General features: G+C 65.8%; 11 protein-coding genes. All 11 read left to right on the forward strand.

The window, feature by feature from the left end; all coding sequences use genetic code 11:
- Positions 1 to 139: 139 nt before the first annotated feature.
- The 11 genes from ACLBV5_RS13315 to ACLBV5_RS13365 are packed head-to-tail and all read left to right on the forward strand — an operon-like array spanning position 140 to position 6,768.
- Positions 140 to 766, forward strand: coding sequence for a hypothetical protein (locus ACLBV5_RS13315; protein WP_447605962.1), 627 nt, complete (start codon positions 140 to 142; stop codon positions 764 to 766).
- Positions 766 to 1,206, forward strand: a complete 441-nt coding sequence (locus ACLBV5_RS13320) for a RusA family crossover junction endodeoxyribonuclease (RefSeq protein WP_312446773.1) — start codon at positions 766 to 768, stop codon at positions 1,204 to 1,206. The genes ACLBV5_RS13315 and ACLBV5_RS13320 overlap by 1 nt, the downstream gene beginning before the upstream one ends.
- The gene (locus tag ACLBV5_RS13325) at positions 1,203 to 1,835 is read left to right on the forward strand and encodes a GcrA family cell cycle regulator (protein ID WP_447605963.1); all 633 of its coding nucleotides are present in this window, start codon (positions 1,203 to 1,205) and stop codon (positions 1,833 to 1,835) included. The genes ACLBV5_RS13320 and ACLBV5_RS13325 overlap by 4 nt, the downstream gene beginning before the upstream one ends.
- Positions 1,832 to 2,191, forward strand: a complete 360-nt coding sequence (locus tag ACLBV5_RS13330; RefSeq protein ID WP_447605964.1) for a hypothetical protein — start codon at positions 1,832 to 1,834, stop codon at positions 2,189 to 2,191. The genes ACLBV5_RS13325 and ACLBV5_RS13330 overlap by 4 nt, the downstream gene beginning before the upstream one ends.
- The gene (locus ACLBV5_RS13335) at positions 2,188 to 2,517 is read left to right on the forward strand and encodes a helix-turn-helix domain-containing protein (RefSeq protein WP_003164108.1); all 330 of its coding nucleotides are present in this window, start codon (positions 2,188 to 2,190) and stop codon (positions 2,515 to 2,517) included. The genes ACLBV5_RS13330 and ACLBV5_RS13335 overlap by 4 nt, the downstream gene beginning before the upstream one ends.
- Positions 2,514 to 2,699 (forward strand): hypothetical protein, encoded by a 186-nt coding sequence (locus tag ACLBV5_RS13340; RefSeq protein WP_303702875.1) that lies wholly within the window; start codon positions 2,514 to 2,516, stop codon positions 2,697 to 2,699. Before ACLBV5_RS13335 ends, ACLBV5_RS13340 begins: the two co-directional genes overlap by 4 nt.
- Positions 2,696 to 4,117, forward strand: a complete 1,422-nt coding sequence (locus ACLBV5_RS13345; RefSeq protein WP_447605965.1) for a DnaB-like helicase C-terminal domain-containing protein — start codon at positions 2,696 to 2,698, stop codon at positions 4,115 to 4,117. Before ACLBV5_RS13340 ends, ACLBV5_RS13345 begins: the two co-directional genes overlap by 4 nt.
- Positions 4,114 to 5,112, forward strand: coding sequence for an HNH endonuclease (locus tag ACLBV5_RS13350; RefSeq protein ID WP_447605966.1), 999 nt, complete (start codon positions 4,114 to 4,116; stop codon positions 5,110 to 5,112). The genes ACLBV5_RS13345 and ACLBV5_RS13350 overlap by 4 nt, the downstream gene beginning before the upstream one ends.
- Entirely contained in the window at positions 5,112 to 5,732 is a 621-nt protein-coding gene (locus ACLBV5_RS13355) for a hypothetical protein (protein ID WP_447605967.1), read from the forward strand. The genes ACLBV5_RS13350 and ACLBV5_RS13355 overlap by 1 nt, the downstream gene beginning before the upstream one ends.
- A complete protein-coding gene (locus tag ACLBV5_RS13360) occupies positions 5,729 to 5,965 on the forward strand; it encodes a hypothetical protein (RefSeq protein WP_447605968.1) in 237 nt (78 codons plus the stop codon). The genes ACLBV5_RS13355 and ACLBV5_RS13360 overlap by 4 nt, the downstream gene beginning before the upstream one ends.
- Positions 5,962 to 6,768, forward strand: coding sequence for a hypothetical protein (locus ACLBV5_RS13365; protein ID WP_447605969.1), 807 nt, complete (start codon positions 5,962 to 5,964; stop codon positions 6,766 to 6,768). The genes ACLBV5_RS13360 and ACLBV5_RS13365 overlap by 4 nt, the downstream gene beginning before the upstream one ends.
- Positions 6,769 to 6,892 lie beyond the last annotated feature (124 nt).

Raw genomic sequence — 6,892 nt, forward strand, 5'->3', positions numbered from 1 at the left:
CATTCCTGCTGATCATGGGACACGCGCTGTTCCTGCGTCTGGCGCGCAAGCCGTCGCTCTTCAACGCCAAGCCCTTCGCCCTCTGGCGATGACCGAACGGGACTGACCGCCCCGTTGAGCGGTCTTGATGGAGGGCCAGATGGCCAAGAAGCTCGAAGCTGACAATGACCAGTACCCCGACGTCCAAGGGACGATCGGCGCCATTCCGAATGAGCCGGACAACGGCATGGCGTCCCACGACGACATCCGCATGGCCGCGAACGAGATGGTCCAGCTCAATGAGGAGCGGAAGAAGCTCAACGCCAAGATCAGCGCTTTCCGCAAAGGCCTGAAGGCCAAGGGCGTCAAGCTCGGCGTCCTCGACGAACAGGTCCGCCTGCTGGAATGGACCCCGGAAGAGGTCAAGCAGTTCTACGCCGAGCGCGACTGGTACGCCGAGGCCATGCGCCAGCCCATCGGTTCGCAACTGGAGCTGTACGGCACCGACGCCACGCCCGATCCGGTCCGCGAACAGCTGAAGTGGCGCAACATCGGCTTCCGCGATGGTCTGGCCGGCAAGGGCTGGGCGAATGAGGCCCCCAAGGAATGCCCGCACGACTGCATCCAGTCCTATGGGGAGGGCCATGAGGAAGGGCAGGCCACTGTGCGCCGCGCCTTCGCCGCTCGTCTGGCGCAGGCGCCGGTCACCGACGATGACGACCAGATCGACATCGAGGACGTGGCCAACGACCACGGCGACGACTCTATCGAAGACGAGGCCGCCTGATGACGGGGCTGGCCTTTACCATTCCGGGCGACCCTCGCGGTAAGGGCCGGCCCCGCGCCACGACCATTGGCGGCCATGCTCGCATGTTCACCGACAGCAAGACCGCCAGCTACGAGAACCTCGTCAAGCTGGCGGCGTCTCGCGCTCTCGGCGGTAGGGCTCCGCTCGATTGCCCCCTGACGGTCGTTGTCACCGTCCGCATGACCCCCGCCGCGTCCAGCAGTCGCAAGAAGCGCGCCTCCATGCTGGCGGGCGAAATGGCCCCGACCAAGCTCCCCGACCTCGACAACGTCGTGAAGGCCGTTCTCGACGGCTGCAACAAGGTCGCGTTCAGAGACGACGCCCTGGTCGTCAGCCTGATCGCCCGCAAGCGCTACGCCGAGGTGCCGGGCGTCGACGTCGAAATCTCTCCCACCATCCTTCGAAAGGCCGCCGCATGAGCACGATCCTGAACGCGTGGCATGACCACGAAATCGAGACGATGAAGAAGATGTGGCTGGCCGGGAACTCGGCCACGGAGATCGCGCGGGTACTGCCGTCCCGATCCAGAAACTCCATCATCGCCAAGGTGCACCGTCTTGGCCTGACGCGCGAGCGCATGGAGGCGAAGGCGTCGCCCCCGGCTTCGACTGGCCGCGCCCCAGCCGTGAAGCGCAACCGCACCACGGGCGGGATCAGGATCGACAAGCCCGCACCGGCTTCCAGCTTCGGCCGGTTTGCGCCTTCCAGTCCTGAGGAGGCGGCCAAGAAGCGCGAGCATTTCGCCAAGCATGGTGCCGGGATCATCGACGGCTTCACGGAGGCTGCGAATGACACCTCGATCCTGCTGATCGACCGCCGCCGTTTCCAGTGCTCATGGCCGGTCGGAGAGATGTCGGGCGCCGGACAGATGTGCTGCGGTCAGCCGGTCGATCCCGCCGCTACTGGCGCGACTGAGACCTATTGCCCGACACACCATAAGCGAGCGGTCGGCAGGGTGCTCGCCGCGTCCAAGGCTTTCGGGTTCGGTGAGCGTCGCCCGGCCCGTCGCGCCGAGTCCACCCCTTGGGATCAGGGGAGGGCTGCGTGAGCCAGCGCGAGGATTATTTGGCTGCGCGCGTCGATCGAAGGCGCGAGAGGGAGAGCGCGAAGCAGACCCGTACCGCGCGCAGTCTGTACATCCGGATGCGTGCACGGCAGCTCGTCACCGCTCTGGTGGGCGAGTTTGATGAGCGTGCCGAAAAGGTCAGCGTCCTCCGCGCGGTTCTGGATATCGTGGGTGAAATGCTGTGGCCGCTGACCAACCGCGTGGATGCGGCAACGGCCTTCAACGCGGTCGCGGCCGACGTCTGCGCCATCTATCGCCTGCCCAAAGCCGTGAAGAACGACGAAGCTGAACACGCCTGGAGCAGGCTGACGGCGGCGAATGACGGGGGTGAGGAATGAACGCCCTAGAGAGGCTGGGCCTTGAAGTCGCTGCCTTTCAGCTTCTTGGCACCCGTACGAAGGCGGCCTCGCTATGCGCCCTGCTGCATGCCTCCGGCGTGCCGATCAGCTACGAGTCCATCGCCAACGCCCGTGCATGGATGGGCCAAAGCGAGGCCGTCGATCCCGGAAACGTTGCCAAGACGCGCATCTGCCTCCTGAGGGAAAGCCTTGAGGACGTGGGTCTGGGCGGTCTCATTCAGACCTACCGAGGCTTTGGATACGCCCTGCCTGAGCCCGGCCGAGCTACGGTTCTAGAAAGGCTGATGGAGGTCGCAGGAGCATGAACCGCCGCGACCTCCTCGACCTCGAACTGAACTACGCCCGGATGCTGCGGCGCGAAGCCAAGTCGCGCGCCAAGCGCTACCCTGCCCTGGCTGAGCAACTGAACCGCTGGGCGGACGCCGCCGTCGGCCGCGCCGAAGCCATCCGTTCCGGCCCGCTCTTCGACACGGAGCGGGCGGCATGATGGATGATCCCCGCGAAGCCGAAGATGTGGCCAACGCCCTCCCGCTCAACCTGGAGGCTGAGCAAGCCCTGCTGGGCCAGTTGATGTTCGACAACGACGTCCACCGGCAGGTGCATGACGTCGTCACGGCGGAGGACTTCAGCGAGCCGTTTCATCAGCGGCTCTATGCGGCCATCGACGGGCATGTGACGGCCGGGAAGCTGGCCGAGCCGACGACGCTACAAGCGGCCTTCACGGCTGACCCCGCCTTCGAGCAGTTCGGCGGCTTCGGCTACCTGTTCGATCTGGTCGACCGGGCCCCGCCGTCCAACCGTTCGCGGGACTACGCCGCTTTGGTAGCTGACACCGCCGTCCGCCGCCGCCTGATCAAAATGGCGGCCGACGCCATGCATCAGGCCCGCAACCCCGAACTGTCGGGTTATCAGGCCGTCGCCTTGGCGCGTTCCGAGCTAGAAGCCGCCGAGCGCGGCGCCGCGCCCGAAGACGCCCTGTTCGTGAACGCCCATGACGCCGCCCTGGCCCGAATGGATCGGTTGGAGCTGGAAGTCGCTACCGGCAAGCCCAAGGGCGTGCAGACGGGCCTGTCGTCGATCGACAAGCGGCTCGGCGGCCTGATGCCGGGATCAGTCATCGTCATGGCCGGGCGGCCGGGCATGGGCAAGACGGCGCTGCTCGGCAACGTCCTCTACGGCGCCGCCCTACGGAACCCGACCAAGCTATTCGCCGGCTTCTCGCTGGAGATGGACACCGACCAGCTGAACGACCGGGCCCTGTCACGCCTGACGGCCACGCATGAGCAGCCCGTCAGCTTCTCGGACATCGCCAAGGTGGCGCCGCTGACCTCGTTTGACCTGCAGACCCTCCATGCCGTGAAGGGCGAGATCCCGAAGAACCTCTGGCTCAGGGACAGGGCTGGCGTGTCCGTCGAGGACGTCTCTCGCGCCGTCTGGGCAATGAAGCGTCGTGGCGACTTGGCTGCCATCGGGATCGACTACCTCCAGCTGATGCGTCGTCCTGCCCTGGCGGGGCGCAACGAAGCCTCCGCCATCGCCGAGATGACCGGTGCGCTGAAGACGCTCGCCCGCGAAGCCAAGATCGCGATCATCCTGCTGTCGCAGCTCAACCGCTCGGTCGAGCAGCGCGACGACAAGCGCCCGATGCTGTCGGATCTGCGGGAGTCGGGCTCCATTGAGCAGGATGCCGACGCCGTCCTCTTCCCCTTCCGCGAGGTCTACTACCTCCAGAAGGCCGAACCGAAGGCTGGGACCGAAGAACACATGCTTTGGGAGGCCGAGGTCGCCCTGAAGCGCACGGTGATGGACGTCATCATCGCCAAGAACCGCCACGGCTCCGAGGGCTCCGAGCCCCAGCAGTACCGGGCTGAGATCGACCTCATCACTGACAGGAGCGCGGCATGAGCATAGCCGACACCGTCCGGCGCTTGGTTGAAGCGGGCGCAACGCCTGAGGTGATCGCCATTGCTGTCGAGGCCATCGAACAGGCTGGGCAGAAGGCTGTGCGATCGAGTGGAGAGAGGACGCGTGGCGCCGAGCGGCAGGCTCGATACCGTGAGCGTTTGGAAGCTTCGGGGCTCACCACAACGGAATGGAGGGCGCTTTCACGCCGGGTCATCGAACGCGACGGCGCATGTGCTTATTGCGGGTCCCAAAGCAGGCTTTGCTGCGATCATGTCGACCCGCTCATCCAGGGCGGCGGTAGCGACGAAGCGAACCTTGTCGCTGCCTGTTCAACCTGCAATCAGGCGAAGAGCGGTCGGACTGTCGAGGAATGGAAGGGCGCCGCTTGGGCCGCTGCATGGCGGGAAAAACGTTATGTAACGGCTCGCGAACGTCTCGTGACGTTACAGGATGAAGGAGCCTCCCTCCCTCTCCCTCCTTCCCCCCAGACCCCCCAACCACCCACACCCTCCCGCGAGTATAATCCCCCCTTACCCCCCAGGGCCGGGTCTCGCCGGAAGGCCAAGGTTTCGCTGCCGGATGGTTTCCCGACCGCCGAGCTGATCGCCGAGCAACAGGCCAAGGCCCGTGAGGTCGGCGCGAACTTCGACGTCCAGCGCTTCGCGGCCCGTTTCCGCGATCAATGCATTGCGAAGGATCACCGCTACGCCGACTGGCCGGCGGCGTGGCGAAACTGGTGCCGAACCGAGATCGACCGCGCCCCGAAGACGGCCCTGGCCGCCTCGCAGAGCCGGGCCACCCCGTCCGAGGCGGACCGCTGGCGCCGCTGGCTGCGGGAGTACCGCCTGAACGGCCACTGGCCGTCCGACGATGCCGGGCCCAGGCCGGGACACCCAGCCTGCCGCGTCCCTGCCGCCCTGCTGGCGGAGTTCGGGCTTGCGCCGGCACCCGCCAATGACCCCAACGACCTGTTTGACCGAGGAGCCGCCGCCTGATGGCCAGCGCAGCCGAAGCCCGCATCCGCGATAAGGCCGAAACCATGCTGAGGTCGATGTGGCCGGACGCCCGCATCGTCCATGAATTCGACCTATGTGGCGTCCGTCTGGACCTCGCAGCGATCACAGAAGATCGCCTGATCCTGCTGGAGATCAAAAGCGAATTGGACACGTTGTCCCGCCTTGAAAGGCAGGTGCGGTTCGCGCTCTCTATCGGCGGGCCGGTGTTGGTCGTCTATGCGTCCCGATGGGCTGAGCCTATCCGGCAATATCGCTTTGAGGGCGGCTGGAGGATCGAATGGATTCAAGAGCACGATGGCCCTCTTGAGGTCCAGCGTCCGCTGATCCTGACCGAAGGTAACGATCGATATGACAACCGCGCCCTCATGCGGTTGCTGCTCAAGCCCGAGCTGTTCGCGCTTGCCAAGCCCTATGGTGCCAAGACCCGGTTTGACGTCAGCACGCTTCAAGCCATCGTACATGAGAACCTGACCGGCCGCGAAATCCGGCGCGGAGTCATGGCCGCCCTGCGGGCTCGGCATTTTGGCTGGACCTGTGACGCTCCTATCCCTGCAAACGACCACAAGCCCGACCTGTTCGCCCAAGGAGACGCAGCGTGACCGAACTTCATGAAATCCAGCGGCACGTCGTCGCGCGGATCGGCCAGCGCCCGGTCGGCTCGGCGTCGCGGTTCGCACTCATGGACGCGGCCGACGCGATCAGCAAAGCCATCGCCGCAGAGGCCCGAGAGGTCGGCGCCCAAACTGCCCATTTCGACCCTGCGCACCACCCTGAAACCCAGCAATCTCGGGCTCCAGACGTTGGCGCCGAACTCGGAGGACACCGCCCATGAGCAAGGCCGACCGCGCCAAGAAGCGCCAGCAGCGGAAGCGCTACGCCAAGCCTTCGATGCCGAGGGTGATCGGGGCGAACGACAACATCGAGGCTGCCAACGACAATACGGCGCCGGTATCGATCCGGGGCGTCCGACTGACCGACAGCCAGGCGCTGCGGTTCATGGCGGCCGAGGCCAAGGTCGCGTCGCCCGACCTGGACCAGCAGCGGGACGGCCAGCGCATGTTCCGCGCCCTGGACGCCGAGATCGATGCCCGCATCCTTGAACGGGACGCCAAGGCGAACTTGGAGGAGCTGCGGAGCCTGGAAGCGCTGCGCGGTTTGGACATCGGCGTCTCGGACCATGAGAAGGCGAGGGGGGCGCCGCGGGCGTCGCGGGACGGTCTGGAGACCCTGCTGACGGCCGGCTCTATCAGCCGAACCCAGCACGCAGCGGGGCTTCGCTATCGGGCGGACTACGAGCTACTGGACCCGGAGAAGGGCCTGACACCTCCGACGCTGGACCCGGCCCTGCGCAACATCGTCCGCGGCGGCGAGGGCTTCGCCCAGAAGCGCCGGGAGCGAGAGGAGTTCGTGCGCGACCTAGAGGCGATGATCCAGGAGGAGGACCGGACCTTCCGTGGCGCGCTGGGCAAGAGCGACGTCGAGCGGCTCGGGCGGGCTGTCTGGGCGCTGCGAGAGGTGGCGGGAAAGGGGGCGAACCTCGTTGGCTTATCGAGCAGTGGATCAGTTCAGGTTCGCACTTCGGAAGCCTTGCTGGTGGCGCTGGATTGTGCAGCTATCGCGTATGGGCTGGAATAGGCTCGCACGGGGAATTGTTAAACTTGTGACGTGACCCCCTGAAACTCCTCCAGGAATAGCTAGAGTCCGCCCTAACGAAGGACGGACAGAATGAAGCGATCAAGGTTCACGGAAGAGCAGATCA

The organism is Brevundimonas sp. M1A4_2e, from assembly GCF_053345555.1.